Source organism: Phyllobacterium sp. 22552 (assembly GCF_052044585.1).
GTDB lineage: Bacteria > Pseudomonadota > Alphaproteobacteria > Rhizobiales > Rhizobiaceae > Phyllobacterium > Phyllobacterium ifriqiyense.
The window spans coordinates 626836-651039 of record NZ_JBQENG010000001.1 but is presented as its reverse complement, the minus strand read 5'-3'; the positions used below and the strand labels follow the sequence as shown (position 1 = coordinate 651039).

Sequence of the window (24204 nt, the reverse complement as noted above, 5' to 3'; positions counted from 1 at the left end):
AAGGCGCTCATATAGTCCAATTACGCCTGTGATACCAGTCCCGTTAACAATTACCCCGCTCATCTCTTTTGGTCATTGTGAGAAGTGCCCATCTATATTACCTTAACGTAAAAGTAAGTGTGGGAGGCTGCGATGCAGGAGATTGCTTTTAAGGCTGAAGATGGGTTTCCCTTGCGCGGCACTCTGTTCAGCGGGCCGGGGCAAAAGCCAGGGGTTCTGATCTCTTCTGCTGCCGCGGTTCCTGACAGTTTTTATCGGCATTTTGCCAACAGATTGCTTGAACTCGGCGCTTCTCACGTACTCACTTACGATTATCGCGGAGTAGCGAAATCACAAGTTCCCAAAGGCTGGAAGCCCCGCCTCCACATGAAGGATTGGGCAGTTCTGGACATGCCTGCGGCGCTGGACGAGTTGAAAAAAGCATCCGGTAACAAACCAATTGTCGGTATTGGCCATTCCTTTGGCGGGGTCGCGCTCGGCCTATGCAACCGTTCAGTTGATTTTGAGCGATATACCACCATCGCCTCGCTGTCGGGTTACTATCGCAACACTGCCGAGCCCATTGCCGTCTTTGCCAGAATGAACCTCCTGGGCGTGCCGCTCACATATCCGCTTGGACGATTGCCCAAATGGAGCGGAATAGGCGAAGCCCTTCCCGGCAGCATTTTCCGTGACTGGGCGCGTTGGTGCCGCAATCGGAACTTCTTATTCGAAGACCCAAAAGTTCCTGAAGCACGGCATTTTTCAGCAGTGGAGATACCGGTTCTGGGCGTTGGCATAAATGACGACCCTTGGGGAACGCCAAGGGCTGTTCGATTATTCCTCGAAAGGCTGGTGAATGCAGATGTTCACGAGCTTTGGTTATCACCGGAAAACCGCGCCGATCAGATCGGCCATCTTGGTTATTTCCGCAAAACCCGCGCTGAAACTCTCTGGCCAGACGTGATGGGCTGGTTGCTGAACGGGACGCTGCCCGCAAACGCCATAAAACGCGTTGGCGCTCGTGCAGCATAAGACCAAGGTCGTGCTTTAAACGGAGACAATTCCTTACTATCGTTCCATTATTTTGATTTCTCTTATTTATTGTACGTACAATATATGATAATCATTTGGGACGAACCGAAGCGTTTAAAAAACCTGTTGAAGCATGAGCTCGACTTTGCCGACCTGGACATAGAATTCCTTGCTGAAGCACAGGTTGTATCGGCAAATCATCACCGGCTAAAAGCGACGGGCCTATTCTATGGCCAGATCATCGCAGTTGTTTTTGTGGCTCTCGGTACCGAAGCGATATCGATAATATCAATGCGTCTGGCAAGTCGATTGGAGAGGAGAATATATGAACATTCCCAATAGGCGTGTGAGCCCCCTTAGCGACGAGGAAGAGGCAAAAATTCAGGCTGGCATTGCAAATGATCCAGATAATCCTGAGTGGACGGAGGAAGAACTGAAGAATGCGCGCCCATTTCGCGAAGTTTTCCCTGAATTGGCGAAAAAAATCGATGAGGAAATCGCCAAACGTGGCCGCCCGCTTTCTGCCACGACCAAACAGCCGGTAACGATACGTCTTGATCCTGACGTGATTGCCAAGTTCAAAGCGACCGGGAAGGGCTGGCAGTCCAGGATTAACGAAGTGCTCCGGCAAGCAAAAGTTTAATTTCCATCAAATTCAGTCGACGCGTTCGCCTTTGATAAGGCGATAGCTAGGCTTGTACATTGTAACAAGCTCCTCCGAAGCGGTCGGGTGAACCGCCATTGTCCGGTCAAAATCGTCTTTGGTGCAGCCCGCTTTGATCGGAATGCCCAAAAGCTGCGCCATTTCGCCAGCATCCGGCCCAAGGATATGGGCACCCACCACTTTGCGGCTCGCCGCATCGACAATGAGCTTGGTCAGCATCCTTTCTGTTGACCCGGAGAGCGTATTGCGCATCGGGCGGAACAAGGCCCTGTAGACTTCAACCTCGTCGAACTTCTTGGCGGCTTCCTCTTCCGAGAGACCCACCGTACCGATCTCGGGCTGCGAAAACACCGCCGTCGCGATATCATTGTGGTCAGGCTTGGTGGGATTATCCTTGAATGCCGTTTCAAGAAAACACATAGCTTCATGAATGGCCACCGGGGTTAGCTGTACGCGATTTGTTACATCGCCAACCGCCCAGATATTTCCCACAGTCGTGCGTGAATAGTCGTCAACCTTAATGGCGCCAATCTCATCAACTTCGACGCCGACCTGCTCCAGACCGAGCATTTTTGTGTTCGGCACACGCCCAATTGCCAACATGACCTGATCTGCAACAAGTTCGTCATCTGACGATAAATGCACGTCGAGGCGACCGTCAGTATTACGCTTGACCTCTTTCAATATTTCGCCACAGCGGATTTTTATGCCTTTGGCTTCCATCGCCTCGTGCAAAAGATGCCGCAGATCATGGTCGAACCGCGAAAGTATCTCCTTGCCACGATAGACAAGGGTGACGTCGACACCCAGGCCGTGGAAGATATTTGCAAACTCGACAGCTATATAACCCCCACCGGCGATTATAATGGCCTTCGGCAGCTGTTCCAGATGAAATGCCTCGTTGGAGCTTATGCAAAACTCGTAGCCCGGCAATGCGGCATGCGGGTTTGGGTGCCCACCAACAGCGATCAATATCTGATCAGCCGTAATGCGCTTACCGGTTTTGAGGATTTCAATTGTGTGAGCGTCGATCAGCACTGCTCGGCTGTCAAATATCTCGACATGCGAATTATCCAGCCCCTTGCGATACAGCCCTTCCAGCCGCGCAATCTCACGATCCTTGTTGGCAACCAGCGTGGCCCAGTCAAAGCTGACAGGTCCAACCGTCCAGCCATAACCAGCGGCTGCTTCAAAATGCTCTGGAAACTGCGAGGCATAAACAAACAGTTTTTTGGGAACGCAGCCGCGTATGACACAAGTTCCGCCCATGCGAAACTCTTCGGCAAGGCCGACCTTTTTGCCCATTGCGCCCGCAAGCCTGCCAGCGCGAACACCCCCGGACCCTCCCCCAATAACAAAAAGGTCGTAGTCATATGATGTCATGGGGAGCACTCCGAATCTTTGCCTGAGCAACTATATGGGACTTATCCAAACGATTTAAAAGCACAAAGCCCGGCTTGAACCGGGCTTTGAAATCAAGTTACCGTAGAGTTAGCTCACGGCTTGGGGGCTTCCGGTGCTGCGGGAGCAGGCGATGTTGCCGCCGCTGCTGCAACAACCTTTTCGGCAACAGCCTGAGCCAGATCGCGGGCTATACCGCGCTGCCAGATGCCGGCGGCCTTCAGAACTTCACGCGTAACAATCGGACCTTCCGAAAGGAGCTTTTTTCCAGCTGGAGAATTGTAAAAACCAGTGATGGCATTCAGGTCTTCTTCAGTGAAAGAAACAGCATATGCACGGGCTGCTTCGTTTTCGAGATCACCGCGACGCGAAGCCAAAACCAGAGCCTGTTCATCGACAGTGGTGCTGATGATCGATTCCAGGTTCGGGTCTTTCTGGATCAGCTCCGACTTCAGCTGCTGGGCAACCATTGGCAAAATTGTATCGAATTGATCGGTGGTCTTGATAGCCGTAACAGCGGCGCGTGCAGCAGCCAGATGTGATGGAGTGATCTCCTGCGCTTGTGCAGAATAAACACCGCTCAGCATGATTGCGATGGACAAGGGTGCAATCAAGCGGCGAAAGCCAGTTGCTCGGTTCATGAATTTATCGCTCCGTTTTTCGTTGTACGCGTCTCACCCGAAACATCTCCAAGCTTGCAGATGAAACAACCAATTCTAATATTACTGCGCGCCTAGACAGATGGGGCACGCTGCAATGTTTGAATACCGTCAGCACCGGCCAATATGGCTGTATGCGCCAGATTCAGAAACAATCCATGCTCCACCACGCCGGGAATGGCATGCAAAGCATTGGACAACGCTCTTGTATCCGGAATGCGGCCAAAAGATGCATCCAGGATCAAATGTCCACCGTCCGTTACAAATGGCTCTGTAACAAATGCATCGCCTCCCGTCACCCTTAATGTAAGGGCGCCCGACAGACCCAACCCCGCAGCCGCCCGCTCGATCGCCAGCTTTGTCGCGGCCAGTCCGAAGCGATTGACTTCGATGGGCAGCGGAAAAGCGCCGAGCACATCGACGAACTTTGAAGCATCGGCAATTACGATCATCCGGCTTGAAGCTGCGGCAACGATCTTTTCACGCAGCAGCGCGCCTCCGCCACCTTTGATAAGGCTGAGCTGTGCATCAATCTCGTCGGCACCATCAATGGTAAGGTCAAGCTGCGGCGTTTCTTCAAGCGTTGACAAGGGCACAGAAAGCTCGCGGCAAAGCGCTGCTGTCCGTTCCGAGGTGGGCACGCCAATGACAGATATTCCCTCCTCGACTTTCTTTGCCAAAAGGCGAACAAACTCTTCTGCCGTCGATCCCGTGCCGATACCAAGACGCATGCCATCCTCGACGTAGGTCAATGCCGCAGCGGCAGCTTCGATCTTCAGTGTTCTCGGATCCATGGGTGATGCGTCCTCTTGCAGCTTTGACATGCCATCTTTTTGCATTGACATTGGGCTCCCTAACACGTCAGTCAAAAGGGTCAAGACCAGTGGTGATCGAAAAGGGATGCGAATGTTTGAATCAGACCGCTGGCCTTTTGATTTTGGCCGGTTTGACACCCACAAAGCGATTGCAGGAATAAGATGTCTCAACCCATTATAGTATTCGACCTTGATGGAACGCTGGTAGATACAGCTCCTGATCTTCTCGACAGCCTCAATCATTGTCTGAATGCAGCAGGAATGCAAAAGGTCGACCCGGTGGCGCTGCGCCGCTATGTCGGTCAAGGCGGCCGCGTCATGATCGAGCGTGCTTTTGAGGCACAGCAAAAACTCTTGAGCCCGGAACAACTCGACTGGCTTCTCGGTCTTTTTATCGAGCATTATAGTGCAAATATGCCAGGACACTCCGCGCTTTATGAAGGCGTTGCACAGGCAATGGACGAGCTTGCCAATGCCGGTTACCTCCTTGCTATTTGCACGAACAAGTTTGAAGGTTTGGCCGTATCGCTGCTGGGCCACCTTGGAGAGACATCCCGTTTCGCCGCCATTACCGGTGGTGATACGTTTGCCTTCAGAAAACCCGATCCACGGCATCTCATTGAGACAATCCGGCTGGCAGGCGGAGACGTCGACAGAGCCGTGATGGTGGGCGACAGTCATACGGACATCAACACAGCCAAAGCAGCCGGAATTCCGGTGATCGCAGTTGATTTCGGCTATTCCGATATGCCGGTTGCGACGTACGATCCCAGCCGCGTCATTTCACATTATCGCGAGTTGAGCGTCGAGATGACCGGGAATTTGATTGCTGCCGTGAACGCATAGGCCAGAGGAAGGAACAAAGCATCGCGATGCGCGTTTCTGTTGTAGAATGATGCCGACAAAATTGGTTCGTCATTAGAACGAAGTGTTTGATACTTCGGGAAACTCTGGAGGAACGATGAAAAAGCTCACTTCAATTCTGACAGCAATGGCCATGTCTGTCGGTATGCTATCGGCGGGTGCCGTTCCGGCAATTTCCGCACCGCTTGCGCCTGTGGCTATCGAAACCAGCAATGCGAATGTGCAGACCGTGCGTGATCGCAGAACCATTTTTTACAACAAGCATCAACAATATATGAGCCGTGGTGATCGCTGGCGCGGCGACAGGCATTGGCGCGGCGATCGTGGCTGGAGAGGAGATCGCGGCTGGAGAGGCGACAGATATTGGCGCGGCCATCGCGGTTGGCGTCATCATCGTCCGGGATATCGTTATTATGACGGCGCATGGTTCCCGCTGGCCGCCTTTGGCACGGGCGTGATTGTTGGCAGCACTGTTAATCGCCCGGCATATCGTGGCGTCCGTTCGCACACTCAATGGTGCTATGACCGATATCGTTCATATCGTGCGTCGGACAATACATATCAGCCCAATTACGGTCCGCGCCGCCAGTGCAACTCACCCTATTAAGGTGGTGTGACTTGATTCTTTGGCCCGGCTATCACAGCCGGGCCCATTTCTAGTTAGCCGACATCAATGAAATGCCTTCATATTAGACGAAGGCTTTTTGCTCTTGCCCATAAGACATCATAGCTGCCTAGTTTTTAGCCCCTCTTATCCGTGGCGGATGTTAACGGAGGAATGTGCTTGCATTTTTCCCCGAACGCGCTTGAATGTCAGTTGTATAAAAGGGGATTTGAGTGAAGCCATTTGACGAGATGATCAAGACCGGCGACGAGGTCCGTCCGCCATATGACCAGCTGAAAAGCTGGCTCGATACGCAAAATCCAGGCCGACTGGCGCAAAAAGCACTCGACGCTGAGAATGTTTTTCGTAAAACCGGTATTACTTTCGCCGTCTATGGCGACGAAGAGGCTGCCGAGCGGCTTATTCCTTTCGACATTATCCCGCGCATTATAACAGGCAATGAATGGCGACGCCTTTCCCAAGGTATCGAACAGCGCGTGATGGCTCTTAACGCCTTTCTTGATGACATTTACCACCGTCAGGAAATCATCCGCGCCGGGCGCATACCCCGCGAATTGTTTACACATAATGATGCTTATCTGCCGGAAATGGTCGGATTCCGCCCACCGGGCAATGTCTATACCCATATTATAGGCGTCGATATCGTCCGCACGGCCGAAAACCAGTTCTATGTGCTTGAAGACAACGCGCGAACCCCTTCCGGCGTGTCATACATGCTGGAAAATCGCGAAACAATGATGCAGCTCTTTCCGGAACTGTTTCAGCAGATCAAGGTTCGTCCGGTAGAGACCTATCCGAAAATGCTGCGGCAGTCCCTGGCGGCTGTGGCACCGCCCGGATGCAACGGCACACCGACAATCGCGGTTCTGACACCCGGCATCTATAATTCCGCCTATTTCGAACACGCGTTCCTGGCCGATCAGATGGGTGTGGAACTGGTCGAGGGTGGCGACCTGAAGGTCGAAAATGGCAAGGTCGTCATGCGCACGACCGAAGGCAACCGCGCCATCGACGTATTGTATCGCCGCGTGGATGATTCCTATCTCGACCCCCTCACCTTCCGCCGCGACTCGGCGCTTGGCGTTGCCGGTATCATGGATGTGTATCGGTCAGGCAACATCACCATAGCCAATGCGCCGGGAACCGGGATTGCTGACGACAAGGCGCTTTATTCCTACATGCCGGAAATCGTCGAATTCTACACCGGGCGAAAGGCAATACTGGAAAACGTCCCGACTCATCGTTGTTCCGAACCGGACACGCTGAAATATGTCCTCGAAAATCTCAGCGAACTTGTGGTCAAGGAAGTGCATGGTTCCGGCGGCTATGGAATGCTGGTCGGACCGGCTGCCTCCAAAAAAGAGTGCGAGGATTTTGCACTCAAATTGAAGGCCAACCCCAAAAATTACATCGCCCAGCCAACATTGGCGCTATCGACCACACCGATCATGACGGAAAAAGGTCTCGCGCCACGCCACGTGGATTTGCGGCCTTTCGTGCTCGTTTCGGACCGTATCCGCATCACACCCGGTGGGTTGACACGCGTGGCGTTGAAGGAAGGCTCGCTGGTGGTCAACTCAAGTCAGGGAGGCGGCACAAAGGACACATGGGTGTTGGACGATTAGGTTCAATCGACTGCCGATAATTGCGGAAATAAGGGTCATCCATAAGGCCCCCGATGAATAAAAGAGGGATTTTATTAGAAAATGCTACTTGGGCGCACCGCAAACGGTCTTTACTGGATGTTTCGCTATATAGAGCGGGCAGAAAACATGGCTCGGTTGATCGATGCCGGGTTGCGCATGGCGCTGACCAAAACATCCGATGCACCCGAAGAATGGTCATCCGTATTGATGAGCGCCGGTGTGAAGATCGGTTACGACAACAAGTACAAGGAATATAACGCCAGCCTCGTTTCGGATTTTCTCCTGCGTGATCCGAGCAATCCCTCAAGTGTCATGTCCTGCGTCGAAACAGCCCGCTCAAATGCGCGCATGGTGCGTACCGCTTTGACCCGCGAAGCCTGGGAAAGCGTCAATGAAACCTGGATGGTGTTGAAGTCGACCTTGGCCTCAGCAGTTCCCGAAACAGACTTGCCACGCGTTCTCGACCAGATCAAACGTGAAACAGCAATCATTCGCGGCGCTTTTCATGGCACGATGCTGCGCAACGAGATTTTCAATTTCGCTCGGATAGGCACCTTTATTGAGCGGGCCGACAATACGGCGCGAATTCTCGACGTAAAATATTATGTGCTCCTGCCATCGATTTCCTATGTCGGTACAACGCTGGACAATTTTCAGTGGGAGTCCATTTTGCGGTCGGTTTCCGCCCATCGCTCCTATCGCTGGGTCTATGATATCGAATATAGCCCTGTGAATATTGCTGATTATCTGATCCTTAATTCACGCATGCCCCGTTCGCTGAATTTCTGCTATTCCAATATCGTCGACAATCTTAAACATCTGGCGATTGATTATGGTGCCCGGCACGAATGCCACGATATGGCAGAGGGCATCATGACGCGCCTTGAGAACAATGATATCCGCACGATCTTCGACAATGGATTGCATGAATTCCTGAGCGATCTCATCTATCAAACAACTGGCTTGAGCAGTAAAATTGCCAAAGCCTACAATTTTGATTGAAACCCATGCTTCTGAACATCCAGCATAATTCCCACTACCGCTACGATGCGCCCGTTCACTATGCCATTCAGCGGTTGCGCCTTCATCCGCAAAGCTCTCCGGGTCAGAAAGTCATCGACTGGACAGTAACCGTGGACGGCGCAACCCAGGAAGCAAATTACCGCGACGGCTATGGCAACCGGACCATGTTGATCAGTGTTGACCGGGGAACAGAAGAACTCGTGATCCGCGCCGCAGGACATGTTGAAACAGAAGACAGGAGCGGCGTTCTCGGCAAGGTCTATAATTTCATGCCGACCTGGCTCTATGAGCGCGAAACCGAACTGACGGCGGCTGGTGAGGCGATCAAGGATCTGGCAGCAGGATTGCCGGCAAAATCGGACAGGCTGGAAATATTGCATGAGTTGATGGGAGCGTTGAACCGCAAGCTGGTTTATACGCCCAACTCAACCACCATCAACACAACCGCCGAAGAGGCGCTTCGACTTGGGACCGGGGTCTGCCAGGATCATACCCATGTATTTTTGTCAGCCGCCAGACTTTTGGGTATACCTGCCCGCTATGTCTCCGGCTATCTTATGATGAACAATACGATTGAACAGACCGCCAGCCATGCTTGGGCGGAAGCACATATAGATGGGCTGGGATGGGTAGGCTTCGACGCCGCTAACGACCTTTGTCCGAACGAGACCTATGTCCGCATCGCCTGCGGGCTAGATTATCGGGAAGCAGCGCCTGTTTCCGGAATACGCTTTGGACCATCAATTGAATCACTTGCCGTCGAGGTCAATGTAGAGCAGTAATCGCTTTATATTTCGAACTTGGGATTCGCTATGACTTATTGCGTCGGGCTCAAACTGGACCGTGGGCTTGTGTTTATGTCTGACACAAGAACCAATGCGGGCGTCGACAACATTTCGACATTCAAGAAAATGTACACTTGGGCCAAAACGGGCGACCGGGTGATTACCCTTTTATCGGCCGGCAATCTAGCAACCACGCAGGCCGTTATCAGCATTCTCAATGAGCGGACGAAAACGCCCTCTGAACGCTCGCCTTCAATTTACGAGATGCCTTCGATGTTTCAGACAGCAAGGCTGGTCGGAGACACGATTCGCGATGTGATCCACCAAGTGGATAGTGGCGGTCAGCGGGCCGATTCTTTTGGAGCTTCGATTATTCTTGGTGGTCAGATAAAGGGCGGGGACCCTCGGCTTTTCCTTATTTATCCTGAGGGAAACTTTATTGAATCGACGCAGGACACGCCATTCTTCCAAATTGGCGAACATAAATATGGTAAGCCAATCATCGTGCGGTCTTACGATCCCGCGATGACTTTCGAGGAAGCGACAAAGCTATTGCTGGTTTCATTTGATTCTACGTTGAAATCGAATCTGTCGGTTGGACTGCCGCTCGATCTGCAATTTTACGAATCAGACAGTTTCCGTCTCGGGTTTGAGAAGCGTATCGAGCGCAATGATCCCTATTACGAGATCGTCTCGGAAGGCTGGTCGCAGGCTTTGAAACTTGCGTTCCAGAGCCTGCCGCCCTTTGAAATCAAATCGCGCGATTAAATTCGCTCAGAGATTTGCTGTTTGAATGGTGTCAGCCTGACGGACGGCCTGTGTCTTGAGAATAGCCTTTTGAAGATAGGCGTCGCGCTCATAGACATCATCATAATAATGAATTTGCCCAGTCGCCGCATCCGGCCAAGCTGTGAAGTAGGAGACGTAAACAGGAAGCTGTGATTTCACCTTCACGTTACGCTCGTTCTTGCCGAAATACTGGTTTAACTCCTCCACAGGCATTTCAAGCACTGCAGCTGCCATATCGCGTGGACGCTCCAAACGGATGCAACCATGGCTCAAAGCGCGCATATCCTTCTTAAAATATGACTTTGCAGGCGTGTCATGCATGTAGATGTCATGGCTGTTGGGGAACAATATCTTCAACTCACCAAGAGCATTGTCCAGACTTGGCTTCTGTCGGATGCCAACGCCGCCGCCGTTTGATGCAACCTGCCCCCAATTGACTGAACTTGATGGAACCACCCGGCCGGACTTGTCGTAGACTTCATAGCCGCTATTTTCGAGATAGGATGGATTGTTCAGGATTTTTGGCATCATCTCATTGAGAATGATGGAGCGCGGCACCCCCCAAGACGGGTTAAAAACCACCGTTTCAATCGTATCATTGAAGAAATAGGTCTGGTTCTTCGCAGACCCGACAACAACATTCATCGCCAATTTCTCAGCATTATCGTTGAAATATTGTGCGCGATATGCGGGCTGATTAATGAAGACATAGCGACTGCCAAAATCACGAGGCATCCAGCGCAAACGCTCCATCGAATAGAGAATCCGGTCGCGCTTGGACGCGCTGCTCTCGCCTTGAAGAGTTTTTATCGTGGCATTTCCAATAACGCCGTCCGCCTGTCGTCCCTGCGATTTTTGATAGTCCTTAACCGCCTCGACAAGACTTACATCATAGGTTTCAGCAGTTTCATTCGCCTGCAGAACCGCATCATGCTGAAGAAGATAATCCTTGGGTGCTTTTGCCCTGATGAGAGCAACCACATTCTTCAACTCGGCATTGCTTTCGCCAGGACGGATCAATGTGCCGGGCGCGATATGAATAGAAGGGGCAGCAGTGTCAGCTATGGCATGCAAATTCTGCTTAAGCTCGGCGTACCATTTGTTTTGCGGCTCAAATCCCGCTAAGACGGCGCTCGCATCGCCAGCCGACGCTAGCTGATCGATAACGTTGCGCGGCTTTACATTGTCCGTATTCAGATCGTGAAATCCGCTCAGGCGATTAGGATTGATGCGGCCATCCCCCTGATCCATCGCATAACGAAGGGCGCGGGCGGACAGTGAAAGTTCGAACTCGGCAAGCTCCTTCAATCGAGCAGGAATATCGCTCCGCTCATAATCATCTCCGGGTACTTTTACGGCATAGTCCTGAGGATCAAGCCCGCTTTCCGCAGCCTTTGCAAACAATGCAATAACGGCTTTGGCTTTCGGCGAAACATCATAGGATACAGTCCATATGGGGTTCTTGCCGGATGCATAATAAGCGACAATTGCATCAGCAATGTCCTTCTCCGCTTTCACATGCGCTTCGCGAAGATGATCGATCTTCAAACCGAACTGGTCCATCTCCATGGATGGCGCAACACCGGTGCCGACATGTGCGGAAGCTGTCAGTTGCGGGTCAATCTTCGTCAAATCGATCTGAACCAGCGCATCCGCTTTGTAGTCATAATTCTTGGGCGCAGTGACCGTTACACGCTTGATTGGCGCGCGTGACGCGGGCGCAGAATTCTGGTCTACGTTGACCCTTGGTTCTGGCGGCATGACAGGCTGGGATTGAACCCGGCGACCGGGGAACAGAAGCTCCATCAGATTATTGGCTGCCGAAGCTTGCGGCACGGCACTCGCCGTTGCCGACAACATTGCGGCCAGAAAGAGTGCTCGTTTTTTTGAGAAAGAAGTCATGGTGCTCGCCCAGCTGGAACAGTCTCGCCCGCAGTCAAAAGCGGGCTATCAATTTGGTGTCGTTCCAGTTTCGGCGCATCTTGTTTAGAATGTTTTAACAATGCTCCGCCGCCGGCAGATAATTCTCAGGCGACGCATTTTCGGCACTCACCCCGACTCAAAGATTAACGCGATTCACATCGAATTTCATTTTGATTCACTACACGACGAGTTGATCATAGGCATTCTTTTCCCAAACATGCAATAATGTCACAGTACAAGCGGTCGAAACATCGAATTGGGGGATACGATGATTGGAGTTTATCGCGTATTTTTAGTATGTCTTGGCGTTTTTTGTCTAAGTTGCTTCGGCGCAACAGCAAAATCAATGGATAGTAACCTTGGGAAAAGAAAACACCCAAACAACGGATACCAAATTCAGTCGACAAAATTTAAATCTGATTTTTCGCCAATTGCACGGAAAAGTGTTGCTTTTCCTTCCAAATATTCAGCCGGAACCATAGTCATACGAACCGGCGAACGGCGACTTTATCATGTGACAGCAGAAGGCCGCGCATTGGCTTATGGAATCGGTGTCGGCAAGACCGGCTTCACCTGGAGTGGAAGCAACAAAATTTCGCGCAAGGCCGAATGGCCAGGCTGGACACCACCAGCGCGCATGCGCGCCCGCGAAGCAAAGAAGGGACGCATCCTTCCCGCTTATATGCCCGGAGGGCCGAACAATCCTCTCGGCGCAAGAGCCCTGTATATTGGTTCGACAATCTATCGCATTCACGGAACCAACCAGCCGTGGACGATTGGTCACGCCATGTCATCGGGCTGCATAAGAATGGCGAATGATGACGTGAAACATCTCTATGCCAATGTCGGTGTCGGCACGCGTGTCGTCGTTCTGCGGTAGTTTATGAGTGTTTCCGGCTGACCGGATCGCGGCTAAGGCCTTTTTGCGTTAACTCGTCGAGATATGCCTGCCAGCGTGTGTCCTTATTCCGGCCAAGATCGATCAGATAGTCCCAGCTGAACAGGCCGGTGTCATGCATGTCGTCAAACGTGATTCGCACTGCGTAATTGCCAATAGGCTCCATCTTGGCAATCTCGACATTGATCTTGCCGGGGACGGTCACGCGTTGCTCGGGAGAATGCCCCTGCACCTCCGCAGATGGCGATGCCACGCGCAGCAATTCAGCGCTTAAATCATAACGCTCGCCATTATCGAATGTAACGACCAGCGACTTTCGATCCTTGCTGACGCGTAGTTCCTTTGGCCAAGCATCGGTCATTACTGATATCCCTGTTTTTATTTGGTGTAGGCGTTGTCGTTGATTGCTGCAAGCGCCAAGACGGCGCCTCTTAATTCCGCCGATCCTTATAAGCAAATGTGCGAAAACGTCTCAGCTATAAGGCATAGACGCCATTCGCAATAACTGGACAAGTCCTTGACGCCGCACTATCTCTGGGTGAGGAGGAAGCTCTTGAACCATTTGGCAACATTCGACCAGACGCCAACGCAGACAAGCATGATCGACCCTTTCGGGCGGACGATTAATTATCTGCGCGTGTCGGTAACGGATCGCTGTGATTTCCGCTGCACCTATTGCATGTCGGAACATATGACATTCCTACCGAAGAAAGAACTTCTGACGCTTGAAGAACTGGATCGTCTGTGCACTGCCTTTATCGAAAAAGGCGTGAAACGGCTAAGGCTCACGGGTGGTGAGCCATTGGTGCGCAAGAATATCATGCATCTTATCAGCGAGATCTCCCGACATTTGCGTTCAGGCGCTTTGGATGAACTGACGCTGACAACAAATGGCTCACAGCTCGCGCGGTTTGCGCATGAACTGGCGGACCTTGGGGTAAAACGCATCAATGTATCGCTGGATACGCTCGACGCTGCAAAGTTCAAGGCCATCACACGTTGGGGTGATCTTGGCCGAGTGATGGAGGGCATTGATGCTGCGCAGGACGCTGGAATCAAGGTCAAGCTGAATGCTGTCGCGCTCAAAGATTTCAACGATATCGAAATTCCGCACATGATCCGCTGGGCACATGGACGCGGCATGGACTTGACACTTATCGAAACCATGCCAATGGGCGAAATTGATCTCGACCGAACGGACCAATATCTTCCCTTGTCGCTGCTCAGAACAAGGCTGCGGGAAGAATTCACGCTGAACGATATTCCTTACAAGACGGGTGGCCCTGCCCGTTATGTCGAAATTCCGGAAACGGGTGGTCGCGTCGGCTTCATCACGCCGATGACGCATAATTTCTGCGAAAGCTGCAATCGTGTTCGCCTGACTTGTACCGGGACACTTTATATGTGCCTCGGCCAGGAGGATGCAGCAGATTTGCGTGCTCCCTTGCGGGCATCAGAAGGCAACGAGCTCCTAAGCAACGCTATTGACGAAGCTATCGGCCGCAAACCAAAGGGCCATGACTTCATTATTGACCGCCGCCATAATCGCCCGGCAGTTTCCCGCCATATGAGCGTGACCGGCGGCTAAAATTCCAAAGATTCCGCATGCACAATATTGCTTTCGTTGATATATCAATGACAGCGATTCTGGAGGAGAATCGTCCTGCCCAGCGGAAGTAAAAAATCTTGGCGCTATCTCCCAATTTGCGCGGAAGTCTGCACATGGCTATCGGCATGGCGTGCTTCACTTTCAATGACGCGACAGTGAAATTTGTCGCCGAAGAAATGAACATGGGCCAGGTCATGCTGGTTCGCAGCACCATAGCGACAGTGTTAATCGTGGCTCTGGCCTGGTATCAGGGGATGCTGATCCCGATCCGGCAGGCGCTTCATAAGATGACGATATTGCGCGTTATTGGAGAAGTCGTTGGGACAATCACCTTCCTTATCGCGCTCGTTCACATTCCGCTGGCGCTAACATCCGCCATTCTTCAATCATTACCGCTTCTGGTCACACTCGGTGCGGCATTGTTTTTCGGAGAACCCGTGGGTTGGCGTCGATGGGTCGCCATCATCATAGGCCTTGCTGGCGTTCTGATAATTGTTCGTCCCGGCCAGGAAGGAATGAGCCCCTATGTTCTGCTGATTGTGGTTACGGTGATTTTTGCGTCGTTACGAGACCTTGCAACCCGCAGAGTTCCCAAAACCATACCCGTGCTGATGATATCCGCTTTGACATCGGTCGGCGTTGGCGTCGCCGGTGCCGCGATGATTGTACCGCTGGGTGGCTGGACACCCATGTCGACCACAAATACGTTTCTGTTGATTCTTGCTGCCTGTTGCGTGATGGCAGCGTATCATTTTCTCATTCTTGCAATGCGCGAAGGTGAAATTTCGTTCGTTGCGCCGTTTCGTTATACGAGCCTTCTATGGGCAATCCTTCTTGGCTTCCTGTTTTTCGGTGATTTGCCCGATATGCCAATGATAATCGGCTCGATCATAGTTATTGGCAGCGGTCTATATACGCTTTATCGTGAGCAGATGGTGAGCCGCGCAAAGCCAGCAGCCACTGCGGCAGCGTCTTCACCCGACGGAGTCTGATCTTGAAAACAGCGGGTATCATTCTGGCGGGCGGACAATCGCGCCGCATGAATGGGTCTGACAAGGCTCTTCTACCCTTCGGCACGGGCAGACTGATCGACCATATTCACCAGCGTCTGGCACGCCAGCTACCGGTTCTAGCTCTCAACACCAATAATGATCCTGCACATTTTCGCGATCTTGGCATTCCGATTATCCCGGATGAAATTGCCGGCTACGCCGGTCCCCTAGCCGGGATACTGGCGGGAATGGAATGGGCTTCAACCCATAGCGATGGTTTTTCGCATATTTTGACGGTTGCGACCGATACCCCTTTCTTCCCGGATGATCTTTGTGAAAAACTGAGTCAGCAAATCGCCGATGCACCAGATAGGATAGTGATTGCATCGTCGGCCGGACGGATTCACCCTGTTTTTGGCATATGGCCGATTTCATCACGTGGTGAACTCCGTGCATGGCTGGCTGATGACGAAAACCGCCGAGTGATGAGCTGGATCGCTGCGTACCCACACAAGAGCTTTGAGTTTCCGTTGACAACGACGCAAACAGACCAGCCAATCGACCCCTTCTTCAACATAAATACGCAGGAAGATATTCTCGAAGCGCAAAAGCGATGGACGCCTTCAACATGACGACTCGCCTGTTCGGCATAACTGGCTGGAAAAATTCTGGGAAAACCACACTGACAGTCAAGCTGGTTACAGAACTGACGCGGCGGGGCTGGAAAGTGTCGACGATCAAGCATGCGCATCACGATTTCGACATCGATAAGGAAGGCACAGACTCTTATCGCCACCGCAAAGCCGGGGCTGGCGAAGTTGCGATTGTCTCCGGTCGCCGTTGGGCGGTGATGCACGAATTGACGAATGAGGCTGAGCCGTCGCTGGCCACCATCGTGGAGCGACTCTCACCCTGCGACCTCATATTGATTGAGGGATATAAACGCGAGGGACACAAGAAGATCGAGACACGGCGTCAGGAAGGCCGCTCCGGCGAGCCCCTGACGGCAGGCGATCCGACAATCGTCGCTGTTGCCAGTGACCACGCCTTAAATGATGAAACCGTGCCGGTTTTTGAACTTGATGACGTTAATGGGCTCGCCGATATGATCGAGCGTGAAACGGGACTTCGCGTTTGATGTGTTTGAATGTGTCTTTTCATCCCGTATGTGTGAAATAAAAATATAGAGGCCTCAAATATCGGGAATTTTTACGGTCGGATTCGTTAAACGGCACACGATTCCCGGTTGCTTTTCCTTGAAAACTAGTGGGAATATCGGTGTCAGGAGCAGTGACGTAAACTGCGACTTTGCTCGGAAGGCTGTCCAGAAAAAACAGGGGAACAGCCGGGCTTATAAAAGAGAGGTTCAAATAAATGCGTACAACCAAGCGTCTCGCAATCGCGATTTCTGCTGCAGCCCTCGCCTTAACCATGGGCGCAGCCCATGCACAGGATGCGCTGAAGATCAAAATCGCTTCCGAGGGAGCTTACCCTCCTTTCAACAATCTGACCTCGGACGGCAAGCTTGAAGGTTTCGACATCGATATTGGCAAGGCGCTGTGCGAAGAGATGAAGGCAGATTGCACTTTCGTCACGCAGGATTGGGATGGAATGATCCCAGCACTTCAGGCTGATAAATTCGATGCTGTTATCGCTTCCATGTCGATCACCCCGGAACGTCTGAAGCAGGTCGACTTCTCCAAGAAATACTACAACACGCCGCCAGCAATCGCTGTACCGAAAGATTCCGATATCAAGGATGTCTCACCGGAATCGCTGAAGGGCAAATCCCTTGGCGTTCAAGGTTCGACAAGCCACTCCAACTTTGCTGAAGCCAAATATAGCGGCTCTGACATCAAAATGTATCCGACTGCCGACGAGTATAAGCTCGACGTTTCAAACGGCCGTATCGACGCGGTTATGGATGACGTAGTTGTACTTAGCCAGTGGGTGGACAGTGATGCCGGTTCTTGCTGCAAGATCCTCGGTACAATTACCCCTGATATCGCGATTCACGGCCCAGGTGCTGGTGTGACTGTCAAAAAGGGCAATACTGCTCTGGCAGACAAGTTCAGCGAAGCGATTGCTGCGATCCGCAAGAACGGAAAGTACAAGGAAATCAACGATAAGTACTTCAAGTTCGACGTATATGGTGCAGAAAACTAAGATAAAAAGTTGATCTGACAGGCAGATGGCGGATAAAACTGCCATCTGCGAACTTACAAAAATGACGGGTTGGGGAATTGCCCGCGAGATATGAAAGTTGCCTATGGAAGGCTCAATAGCACTCTTGGGTTTTGGCGAAGGCGGATGGGGCCTGAGCATAGCCAGCGGAATTCTTGTCACTGTGACGCTGGCGCTTGCCACCCTCCCTTTGGGATTGGCGATCGGATTTTTCGTCGCCCTCGGTAAACAGTCAGAAGAACCTTCGGTCAAACTCGCCGCCAATATGTACACGACGATATTTCGTGGCTTGCCCGAGCTGTTGACGCTGTTTCTGGTCTATTATGGCGGACAGATCGGCGTTCAAAAAATCGGTCAATTGCTCGGTTATACCGGCGCCATAGAGATAAACTCCTTTATCGCGGGCATGTTCGCCTTGGGCACGGTCTTCTCATCCTATGCAAGTGAAGTTTTTCTCTCCGCATTTCGTGTTATTCCCAAAGGGCAATATGAAGGTGGCTATGCGATTGGTCTTTCCTATGGGCAAACCATGCGCAAGATTATCCTGCCGCAATTGATCCGTATCGCCCTGCCCGGTCTAGGTAATCTCTGGCTGATATTGCTGAAAGATACGGCGCTTGTGTCGGCCATCGGCCTTGCGGATATTTTGCGCCAGACTGCAGTGGCGGCACGTGTAACGAAGCAAGCCTTCCTGTTCTACGGAACCGCCTGTCTCATTTTCCTTATACTCGGCATCCTTTCATCATTCGTCATTAACAGTATTGATCGCTGGGCGGCCAAGAGCGGGGCAAAGAGATGACCGATAATGCAATCGCCCCCTCTGCAGCAGCAGTGCGCCGACCACCATCGCCGCCCAAGCCATGGACGAAAACACGCATTATCGGCCATGTGCTGGTAGGCCTTTGGACGGCTCTGATCGTCGGTCTGATATATTTTCTCTTCGTCGCCTGGGACAGAGAACTTATCGACAAATATGCTCCGACTTACCTGTCCGGGCTTTGGACCACAATAACCCTTGTCCTCGCATCAGTGATTATCGGCGCAGTGCTTTCCGTTCCGATTGCGCTTGGCCGGATGAGTAAAAATCGGATCATATCTTCCATAGCCTATTTCTATGTCTACTTTTTCCGCGGAACGCCGCTGATCGCTCAGGTTTTCCTGATCTATTACGGCCTTGGATCGTTCAGCAAAGAACTTCAGGCGATCGGGCTTTGGGGGTTCTTTCGCGAAGCCTGGTACTGCGCATTGCTATCCTTTGCACTAAACACCGCCGCCTATCAGGCGGAAATCCTGCGCGGCGCTGTTCGCAGCGTTGCACCGGGGCAATGGGAAGGCGCAGCCTCCTTGGGTATTTCCAAGTTTGTGACATTCCGCAAAGTCATCTTGCCTCAGGCATTGATCGTGGCTTTGCGGCCCTACGGCAATGAATTGATCCTGATGATCAAAGGCTCGGCTATTGTGGCGCTGATTTCAGTCTATGATCTTATGGGCTATACCAAACTGGCCTATTCACGCACCTTTGACTTCCAGACCTATCTCTGGACTGCAATCATATATCTATTGCTGGTTGAAGCTTTGCGCCATTTATGGGACTGGATGGAACGCCGCATCACCCGCCATTTGACTCGCTAAAACCCGATCACAAAGAGAATCTCATGCTCAAAATCTGGGGTCGAACAAATTCGACCAACGTCAAGAAAGTCCTGTGGGCTGCCGAAGAAGCAGGCGCTCCCTATGAAAATATCGCTGCTGGCGGCGCATTTGGCATAGTCAGTGATCCGGAATATCGTGCCAAAAATCCGAATGGACTTGTGCCGACACTAGAGGATGGCGACCTGATCCTTTGGGAAAGCAATACGATTGTCCGTTATCTGGCCGCTCAATATGGCGTTTCGGAGCTTTTTATTGCCGATGCGGGACAACGCGCAAAAGCAGAACGCTGGATGGATTGGACAACATCCTCGCTTGCGCTTCCGTTCCGTGATCTGTTCTGGAATGTCGTACGCTTGGCGCCAGACAAGCAGGATCTTGCGGCCAAGGAAACCGGTTTTCAAAACTGTAGCAAATTATTTGCGATGGTCGATGATGCTCTGGCATCACAACCCTATCTGTCGGGCTCAAAGTTCGGCATCGGCGATATTCCGCTCGGCTGCTTCGCCTATGCCTGGTTTGAAATGCCGATTGATCGTCCAGAACTGCCACATCTGAAGAGTTGGTATGAGCGGCTAAAAACCCGCCCCGCCTATCAGAAATCGGTAATGACTCCCCTCACTTGAGGAGCGTCATTACGGGTTCAAACGCCAGATCCCCTGCAAACCATCCTGATAAATGGCTTCATCCGTCGAAATCGTAATTGCTTCGATATTCGACCATCTCTCCGCAAAATCACGATAGTTGGACGAGAAAACATTGCCCGACTGACCAGTGGTCTGGATATAGGTGGACTGGTTGAGATCTGAGAGATCAAATAATCCGCGATAACTCGACCCATGGGTCGCGCGGTAAGGATTGCTCTCATCGGTGAACGTCGATTTGCCCCGATCCAACGTATAAGCGCCCCCCGAAGCAGGCACGGTAACATTGAATAATTTGTCGAGTGGACTGACCTGAGCAAAGGGGCGGTGGGCACTATAGGCATAATGCAATGCACCCCAGTTCCATTTTGCACGATCACTGCCAAGCCGCGTTTCAATATCCTTCAGCGCGTCGCCAAGTGAAAGCGCCAGCACGTCGCCGCAACTCTCTTTCTCGGGCGTGCGTCCATTGTCACACCAATCACGTCCCGGATTTTGTCCAAGCCAACGCATCATGGCATCGACGCGGCCCTGCCAATAGGACGGGAAAGCGTCGCCCAGATCGTCCTCAAGGATGCGTTTCGTCGCAAACCGCAGCCACGCATTGAACAGTAGCGGCTCGGTGCGCGCACGATCCTCGATGAAGTCCCATTCTTTCAATTGTTTTATCGCCGTCAGATCAACATCATCGCGGCCTTCAACAAGTTTGAGCATGGCAGGAGTCAGAACAGCATAGGCGCCTGCATAGACATCGCCCTGCACTATCCGGTTTGTTTCCAGCGTTTGTTGATTGGCGTTATAGATCAATGATTTGATCCGCTCCAAGCGCCATGGTTCATCCCAGTCAAAGGTCAGGAAGTGCGGATAGTTGGCATCAACCATCTTGGTATTGGCAGTGGCCAGAACATTATCCGCTGGATTATAGGCGCGCGGCAATTCCTCATAGGGAATATACCCTTTCCAGTCGTAAACGGCATCCCAACCGGGAGACGGCGCACGCCCCATAATCTGGTTAGCAGGGTCGCGGACAGGAATTCTGCCCGGCGCGATCATACCGATATTGCCGTCAACATCGGCGATGACCATCGACTGCATAGGCGTAACATAATCAGCCATGCCATTTTGGAAATCCGATACGCTTGCGAAATCCCAAAGCTTCAATCCGGCAGCGATTGTTTTATCGTCCCCCGCAAGCACAGTCCACGAAAGCGATGCAACCGTTCCCTCATCCAGATAGTGTTGAAGGCCGCGATATTCCGGCGGAAGAACTGGCCCGTGGCGTGTGCTACGGCGATCGAAACTGACGGTTTCACTGCCTTTAACGCGAATCTCCACCCTCTTCTTCTCAAATGGTCGAAAACCTTCGGGAGCCTGATACTGATCCGGATTGGCTGGATTGATCTTTTCGATGAAAATATCCTGAACGTCCGATCCTGTATTGGTGAAACCCCAGGCAACCTTGTCGTTACGGCCAAGCAGAACCAGCGGTGCGCCGGGAAGCGTGACACCAACAAGATTTTTCGCTGTTCCATTCGGCTGCTTCACCTGAAGATGCGCGAGATACCAGATCGCGGGTGCGGTCAAACCAAGATGCGGATCATTGGTCAGGATTGGCTTGCCAGTGGCAGTACGTGCTCCGCCAACCACCCAATTGTTGGATGCTCCGGTGGACATGATATCGCTCAGCGCAGCAAATTGTTTCTCCGCCTCAATCGCGCCCGTCTTGATCGTTCCTGTAGGCAGACCAAGCAATTGCTGCAAATTTGGCAATGGAGGCGGCGTATCCCCTTCGACAGGAGGCAAGAGATCCACAATTTCTTGCTCATTCATTCCGAGACGGGCAAATTTCAGTCGCAGCACCTCGTCATCAATATTGGCCGCAAGCGTAACCGACATCAGTTTCAGCGTTACAATGACATCTGCGGCTGTCCATTGTTCAGGGAAATGCTGGAGGATGACGAATTCCGGCGAATATTTCGACCCGAAAGAAGGCCCTGAACTATCTATGAATGCATTGATACCGCGCACATAGGCGTCCACCTTCGCGCGATCGGCTGGTGCCAGTGAATCCGCCGAGCTTTGCGCGGCTTCATAAAGACCAAGTGTGCGAATGAAGACGTCCGTCGCAATGGTCTTATCCCCGAAAAGCTCTGATAGGCGGCCTCGCCCTGCCATGCGGGTGACGTCCATTTGCCATAGGCGCTCCTGCGCATGCACAAACCCGAGCGCGCTGAAAACGTCCTCAACCGAGGAGCCGGTGATATGGGGCACAGCATGTTTATCGCGGGTGATGGTGACGGGACCGGACAGTCCCGCAATGCTTGTTTCACCGGTTGCCGGTGCTACCGAACCTGCGAGCCAGACATAAGCGAAGATAAAAGCGAGAAGAGCGAGAGGTATAAGTGAAAAAACAATCCAAAGCAGGCCTTTGATGATGCGCCGCAATATTCTAACCTCCGCAAATCGACCTGATTGAAGGCCATAAGACAGAGGAAATTACTGAATGGCAAGTGTTGCATTTATTGGTCTGGGCGTCATGGGTTACCCGATGGCTGGGCATTTGAAGACCCGGGGCGGTCATGACGTGACAGTCTTCAATCGCTCTGGGGAAAAGGCCGCAAAGTGGGCGGAACAGTTTTCCGGATCACATGCCGACACGCCTCAAAAGGCGGCAGAGGGCAAGGATTTTGTCTTTTGCTGTGTCGGAAACGATGATGATCTGCGCTCGGTAACGACTGGCGAGAATGGCGCTTTTCACTCCATGAAAAAGGGCGCGATTTTTATTGATAACACCACTGCATCGGCAGAAGTCGCTCGCGAGCTCAGCGCAGAAGCGATAAAGCGCGGGTTCCATTTTCTGGATGCGCCCGTTTCAGGAGGACAGGCGGGTGCCGAAAACGGCGCGCTTACCGTCATGGTAGGCGGCGAAGCGGCAGCTTTTGAAAAAGCCAAGCCAGTCATCGAATCTTACGCGAAAATGGTCGGATTGATGGGCGATGCCGGTGCAGGCCAATTGACCAAGATGATCAACCAGATTTGCATTGCCGGTTTAGTTCAGGGACTGGCCGAGGGTATCCACTTTGGCAAGAAGGCAGGACTTGATATCGAAAAAGTCATCGAAGTCATTTCCAAGGGTGCCGCAGGCTCCTGGCAGATGGAAAACCGGCACAAGACCATGAATGCCGGTAAATATGATTTTGGCTTTGCCGTTGATTGGATGCGCAAAGACTTGGGCATCTGCCTTGCAGAGGCGGACCGCAACCAGGCGAAATTACCGGTTACGGCGCTTGTCGATCAATTTTACAAGGATGTTCAGGTGATGGGCGGAAATCGCTGGGACACGTCATCCCTGCTCGCGCGACTGGAAAAGTAAGCCAGCCGCGCTTGGGTTGGATCGGTTTTGGGTCCAGTATGGCCGGCAACCGCTCTAAATTCCTTCCCGGTTTTCGTTGAGGCCTTCGATCCTCATATAGTCCAGCGGCAATTCGGTGGTGTATTTGATCTGCTCCATGGCGAAGGCAGACGATACATCCCGAATGTCGATCTTGCTGATCAGGCGCTTATAGACGGCATCATAGGCCGCAATGTCCGGCACCACTACACGCAGCAGATAGTCGACATCGCCGCTCATGCGATAGAATTCGACCACCTCGGGAAACTCCTGCACCACTTCTGAAAAGCGCTTGAGCCATTCATTATTGTGCGCGCCCGTACGGATGGAAACGAATACCGTCACCCGCGTGTTCACCCGGACCGGATCAAGAATAGCGACCCGGCGCTGGATCACGCCATCTTCTTCAAGCTTCTGGATACGCCGCCAGCAAGGTGTCGTCGATAGTCCAACTTTCTTGGCAACATCCGCCACTGCCAGCGTGGCATCCTCCTGAAGAAGGCGAAGTATTTTTCTATCGAGTCTGTCCATGTTTGCTTACCCCTTGGAATGGGATACTTTATGAGCTGATTAACGGCCGTCGTACAAGAAAATTATTCCAATCTTTTTCAATTGTAAAAAAATTTCA

The 24204-nt window shown here is 52.1% G+C and carries 26 protein-coding genes; 19 read left to right on the top strand and 7 right to left on the bottom strand.

Features of this window, described 5'->3' with window-relative positions:
- Window positions 1-132: 132 nt before the first annotated feature.
- From ACTJI9_RS03260 to ACTJI9_RS03250, 3 genes are all read left to right on the top strand, one after another.
- Window positions 133-1014, top strand: a complete 882-nt coding sequence (locus ACTJI9_RS03260) for an alpha/beta hydrolase family protein (RefSeq protein ID WP_440805946.1) — start codon at window positions 133-135, stop codon at window positions 1012-1014.
- An 84-nt stretch (window positions 1015-1098) separates the two neighbouring features.
- Window positions 1099-1356 carry a BrnT family toxin gene (locus tag ACTJI9_RS03255; RefSeq protein ID WP_307285738.1) on the top strand — a complete coding sequence of 86 codons (258 nt, stop codon included), beginning with the start codon at window positions 1099-1101 and terminating at the stop codon, window positions 1354-1356.
- The gene (locus ACTJI9_RS03250; RefSeq protein WP_307285741.1) at window positions 1340-1657 is read left to right on the top strand and encodes a BrnA antitoxin family protein; all 318 of its coding nucleotides are present in this window, start codon (window positions 1340-1342) and stop codon (window positions 1655-1657) included. The genes ACTJI9_RS03255 and ACTJI9_RS03250 overlap by 17 nt, the downstream gene beginning before the upstream one ends.
- Before the next feature lie 12 nt (window positions 1658-1669).
- Here the strand turns inward: ACTJI9_RS03250 and gor are convergent, their stop codons facing one another.
- The 3 genes from gor to rpiA form a co-directional block, all read right to left on the bottom strand.
- Window positions 1670-3061 carry a glutathione-disulfide reductase gene (gene gor, locus ACTJI9_RS03245; RefSeq protein WP_307285745.1) on the bottom strand — a complete coding sequence of 464 codons (1392 nt, stop codon included), beginning with the start codon at window positions 3059-3061 and terminating at the stop codon, window positions 1670-1672.
- A 113-nt stretch (window positions 3062-3174) separates the two neighbouring features.
- On the bottom strand, window positions 3175-3720 hold the full coding sequence (locus tag ACTJI9_RS03240; RefSeq protein ID WP_336439888.1) for a DUF2059 domain-containing protein: 546 nt from the start codon (window positions 3718-3720) through the stop codon (window positions 3175-3177).
- A 92-nt stretch (window positions 3721-3812) separates the two neighbouring features.
- Window positions 3813-4532 (bottom strand): ribose-5-phosphate isomerase RpiA, encoded by a 720-nt coding sequence (gene rpiA, locus ACTJI9_RS03235; protein WP_440805941.1) that lies wholly within the window; start codon window positions 4530-4532, stop codon window positions 3813-3815.
- Window positions 4533-4715: 183 nt separating this feature from the next.
- Here rpiA and ACTJI9_RS03230 point away from each other — a divergent pair, with 183 nt between their 5' ends.
- From ACTJI9_RS03230 to ACTJI9_RS03205, 6 genes are all read left to right on the top strand, one after another.
- Entirely contained in the window at window positions 4716-5399 is a 684-nt protein-coding gene (locus ACTJI9_RS03230; RefSeq protein ID WP_115052741.1) for an HAD-IA family hydrolase, read from the top strand.
- Between the two features lie 115 nt (window positions 5400-5514).
- On the top strand, window positions 5515-6024 hold the full coding sequence (locus tag ACTJI9_RS03225; protein ID WP_115052740.1) for a BA14K family protein: 510 nt from the start codon (window positions 5515-5517) through the stop codon (window positions 6022-6024).
- Window positions 6025-6254: 230 nt separating this feature from the next.
- Window positions 6255-7667, top strand: coding sequence for a circularly permuted type 2 ATP-grasp protein (locus ACTJI9_RS03220; protein ID WP_115052739.1), 1413 nt, complete (start codon window positions 6255-6257; stop codon window positions 7665-7667).
- A gap of 81 nt (window positions 7668-7748) precedes the next feature.
- A complete protein-coding gene (locus ACTJI9_RS03215; protein WP_307285758.1) occupies window positions 7749-8690 on the top strand; it encodes an alpha-E domain-containing protein in 942 nt (313 codons plus the stop codon).
- Window positions 8691-8695: 5 nt separating this feature from the next.
- The gene (locus tag ACTJI9_RS03210) at window positions 8696-9493 is read left to right on the top strand and encodes a transglutaminase family protein (RefSeq protein WP_115052737.1); all 798 of its coding nucleotides are present in this window, start codon (window positions 8696-8698) and stop codon (window positions 9491-9493) included.
- A 30-nt stretch (window positions 9494-9523) separates the two neighbouring features.
- A complete protein-coding gene (locus ACTJI9_RS03205) occupies window positions 9524-10264 on the top strand; it encodes a proteasome-type protease (RefSeq protein ID WP_115052736.1) in 741 nt (246 codons plus the stop codon).
- Window positions 10265-10270: 6 nt separating this feature from the next.
- Here ACTJI9_RS03205 and ACTJI9_RS03200 read toward each other — a convergent pair whose 3' ends face one another.
- Window positions 10271-12187, bottom strand: coding sequence for a L,D-transpeptidase family protein (locus ACTJI9_RS03200; protein WP_440805935.1), 1917 nt, complete (start codon window positions 12185-12187; stop codon window positions 10271-10273).
- Between the two features lie 289 nt (window positions 12188-12476).
- Here ACTJI9_RS03200 and ACTJI9_RS03195 point away from each other — a divergent pair, with 289 nt between their 5' ends.
- On the top strand, window positions 12477-13088 hold the full coding sequence (locus ACTJI9_RS03195) for a L,D-transpeptidase family protein (protein WP_115052734.1): 612 nt from the start codon (window positions 12477-12479) through the stop codon (window positions 13086-13088).
- Window position 13089: 1 nt separating this feature from the next.
- Here ACTJI9_RS03195 and ACTJI9_RS03190 read toward each other — a convergent pair whose 3' ends face one another.
- The gene (locus ACTJI9_RS03190) at window positions 13090-13467 is read right to left on the bottom strand and encodes a DUF971 domain-containing protein (protein ID WP_337354616.1); all 378 of its coding nucleotides are present in this window, start codon (window positions 13465-13467) and stop codon (window positions 13090-13092) included.
- Window positions 13468-13704: 237 nt separating this feature from the next.
- Between ACTJI9_RS03190 and moaA the strand changes: the two genes are divergently transcribed.
- The 8 genes from moaA to ACTJI9_RS03150 all read left to right on the top strand — a co-directional run bounded on the left by moaA (window position 13705) and on the right by ACTJI9_RS03150 (window position 20167).
- Window positions 13705-14694 (top strand): GTP 3',8-cyclase MoaA, encoded by a 990-nt coding sequence (gene moaA / locus ACTJI9_RS03185; protein ID WP_336440208.1) that lies wholly within the window; start codon window positions 13705-13707, stop codon window positions 14692-14694.
- 134 nt (window positions 14695-14828) lie between these two features.
- A complete protein-coding gene (locus ACTJI9_RS03180; protein ID WP_115052731.1) occupies window positions 14829-15707 on the top strand; it encodes a DMT family transporter in 879 nt (292 codons plus the stop codon).
- A gap of 2 nt (window positions 15708-15709) precedes the next feature.
- Window positions 15710-16339, top strand: coding sequence for a molybdenum cofactor guanylyltransferase MobA (mobA, locus tag ACTJI9_RS03175; protein WP_337354615.1), 630 nt, complete (start codon window positions 15710-15712; stop codon window positions 16337-16339).
- Complete coding sequence (mobB, locus tag ACTJI9_RS03170; protein WP_115053268.1) at window positions 16336-16845, top strand: molybdopterin-guanine dinucleotide biosynthesis protein B; 510 nt, start codon at window positions 16336-16338, stop codon at window positions 16843-16845. The genes mobA and mobB overlap by 4 nt, the downstream gene beginning before the upstream one ends.
- A 236-nt stretch (window positions 16846-17081) precedes the next feature.
- Window positions 17082-17873, top strand: coding sequence for an ABC transporter substrate-binding protein (locus ACTJI9_RS03165; RefSeq protein WP_336439881.1), 792 nt, complete (start codon window positions 17082-17084; stop codon window positions 17871-17873).
- 103 nt (window positions 17874-17976) lie between these two features.
- Entirely contained in the window at window positions 17977-18690 is a 714-nt protein-coding gene (locus tag ACTJI9_RS03160) for an ABC transporter permease (RefSeq protein WP_440805931.1), read from the top strand.
- The gene (locus tag ACTJI9_RS03155) at window positions 18687-19523 is read left to right on the top strand and encodes an ABC transporter permease (RefSeq protein ID WP_337354614.1); all 837 of its coding nucleotides are present in this window, start codon (window positions 18687-18689) and stop codon (window positions 19521-19523) included. Before ACTJI9_RS03160 ends, ACTJI9_RS03155 begins: the two co-directional genes overlap by 4 nt.
- A 23-nt stretch (window positions 19524-19546) precedes the next feature.
- A complete protein-coding gene (locus ACTJI9_RS03150) occupies window positions 19547-20167 on the top strand; it encodes a glutathione S-transferase family protein (protein WP_115052726.1) in 621 nt (206 codons plus the stop codon).
- 9 nt (window positions 20168-20176) lie between these two features.
- Here the strand turns inward: ACTJI9_RS03150 and ACTJI9_RS03145 are convergent, their stop codons facing one another.
- The gene (locus ACTJI9_RS03145; protein WP_440805928.1) at window positions 20177-22630 is read right to left on the bottom strand and encodes a penicillin acylase family protein; all 2454 of its coding nucleotides are present in this window, start codon (window positions 22628-22630) and stop codon (window positions 20177-20179) included.
- 58 nt (window positions 22631-22688) lie between these two features.
- Here ACTJI9_RS03145 and ACTJI9_RS03140 point away from each other — a divergent pair, with 58 nt between their 5' ends.
- On the top strand, window positions 22689-23558 hold the full coding sequence (locus ACTJI9_RS03140; RefSeq protein ID WP_115052724.1) for an NAD(P)-dependent oxidoreductase: 870 nt from the start codon (window positions 22689-22691) through the stop codon (window positions 23556-23558).
- Between the two features lie 54 nt (window positions 23559-23612).
- Here the strand turns inward: ACTJI9_RS03140 and ACTJI9_RS03135 are convergent, their stop codons facing one another.
- Window positions 23613-24107, bottom strand: coding sequence for an Lrp/AsnC family transcriptional regulator (locus tag ACTJI9_RS03135; RefSeq protein WP_115052723.1), 495 nt, complete (start codon window positions 24105-24107; stop codon window positions 23613-23615).
- Window positions 24108-24204 lie beyond the last annotated feature (97 nt).

Bases quoted from the DNA above. Each gene is read 5' to 3' on its own strand.
- ACTJI9_RS03210 (WP_115052737.1), top strand. From the start codon at position 8,696: ATGCTTCTGAACATCCAGCATAATTCCCACTACCGCTACGATGCGCCC.
- ACTJI9_RS03180 (WP_115052731.1), top strand. From the start codon at position 14,829: ATGGCTATCGGCATGGCGTGCTTCACTTTCAATGACGCGACAGTGAAA.
- ACTJI9_RS03160 (WP_440805931.1), top strand. From the start codon at position 17,977: ATGGAAGGCTCAATAGCACTCTTGGGTTTTGGCGAAGGCGGATGGGGC.
- ACTJI9_RS03200 (WP_440805935.1), bottom strand. From the start codon at position 12,187: ATGACTTCTTTCTCAAAAAAACGAGCACTCTTTCTGGCCGCAATGTTG.
- ACTJI9_RS03195 (WP_115052734.1), top strand. From the start codon at position 12,477: ATGATTGGAGTTTATCGCGTATTTTTAGTATGTCTTGGCGTTTTTTGT.
- moaA (WP_336440208.1), top strand. From the start codon at position 13,705: ATGATCGACCCTTTCGGGCGGACGATTAATTATCTGCGCGTGTCGGTA.
- ACTJI9_RS03260 (WP_440805946.1), top strand. From the start codon at position 133: ATGCAGGAGATTGCTTTTAAGGCTGAAGATGGGTTTCCCTTGCGCGGC.
- ACTJI9_RS03135 (WP_115052723.1), bottom strand. From the start codon at position 24,107: ATGGACAGACTCGATAGAAAAATACTTCGCCTTCTTCAGGAGGATGCC.
- ACTJI9_RS03155 (WP_337354614.1), top strand. From the start codon at position 18,687: ATGACCGATAATGCAATCGCCCCCTCTGCAGCAGCAGTGCGCCGACCA.
- ACTJI9_RS03140 (WP_115052724.1), top strand. From the start codon at position 22,689: ATGGCAAGTGTTGCATTTATTGGTCTGGGCGTCATGGGTTACCCGATG.
- mobB (WP_115053268.1), top strand. From the start codon at position 16,336: ATGACGACTCGCCTGTTCGGCATAACTGGCTGGAAAAATTCTGGGAAA.
- ACTJI9_RS03240 (WP_336439888.1), bottom strand. From the start codon at position 3,720: ATGAACCGAGCAACTGGCTTTCGCCGCTTGATTGCACCCTTGTCCATC.
- ACTJI9_RS03230 (WP_115052741.1), top strand. From the start codon at position 4,716: ATGTCTCAACCCATTATAGTATTCGACCTTGATGGAACGCTGGTAGAT.
- ACTJI9_RS03225 (WP_115052740.1), top strand. From the start codon at position 5,515: ATGAAAAAGCTCACTTCAATTCTGACAGCAATGGCCATGTCTGTCGGT.
- ACTJI9_RS03255 (WP_307285738.1), top strand. From the start codon at position 1,099: ATGATAATCATTTGGGACGAACCGAAGCGTTTAAAAAACCTGTTGAAG.
- ACTJI9_RS03215 (WP_307285758.1), top strand. From the start codon at position 7,749: ATGCTACTTGGGCGCACCGCAAACGGTCTTTACTGGATGTTTCGCTAT.
- ACTJI9_RS03205 (WP_115052736.1), top strand. From the start codon at position 9,524: ATGACTTATTGCGTCGGGCTCAAACTGGACCGTGGGCTTGTGTTTATG.
- ACTJI9_RS03150 (WP_115052726.1), top strand. From the start codon at position 19,547: ATGCTCAAAATCTGGGGTCGAACAAATTCGACCAACGTCAAGAAAGTC.
- rpiA (WP_440805941.1), bottom strand. From the start codon at position 4,532: ATGGATCCGAGAACACTGAAGATCGAAGCTGCCGCTGCGGCATTGACC.
- ACTJI9_RS03250 (WP_307285741.1), top strand. From the start codon at position 1,340: ATGAACATTCCCAATAGGCGTGTGAGCCCCCTTAGCGACGAGGAAGAG.
- gor (WP_307285745.1), bottom strand. From the start codon at position 3,061: ATGACATCATATGACTACGACCTTTTTGTTATTGGGGGAGGGTCCGGG.
- ACTJI9_RS03190 (WP_337354616.1), bottom strand. From the start codon at position 13,467: ATGACCGATGCTTGGCCAAAGGAACTACGCGTCAGCAAGGATCGAAAG.
- ACTJI9_RS03165 (WP_336439881.1), top strand. From the start codon at position 17,082: ATGCGTACAACCAAGCGTCTCGCAATCGCGATTTCTGCTGCAGCCCTC.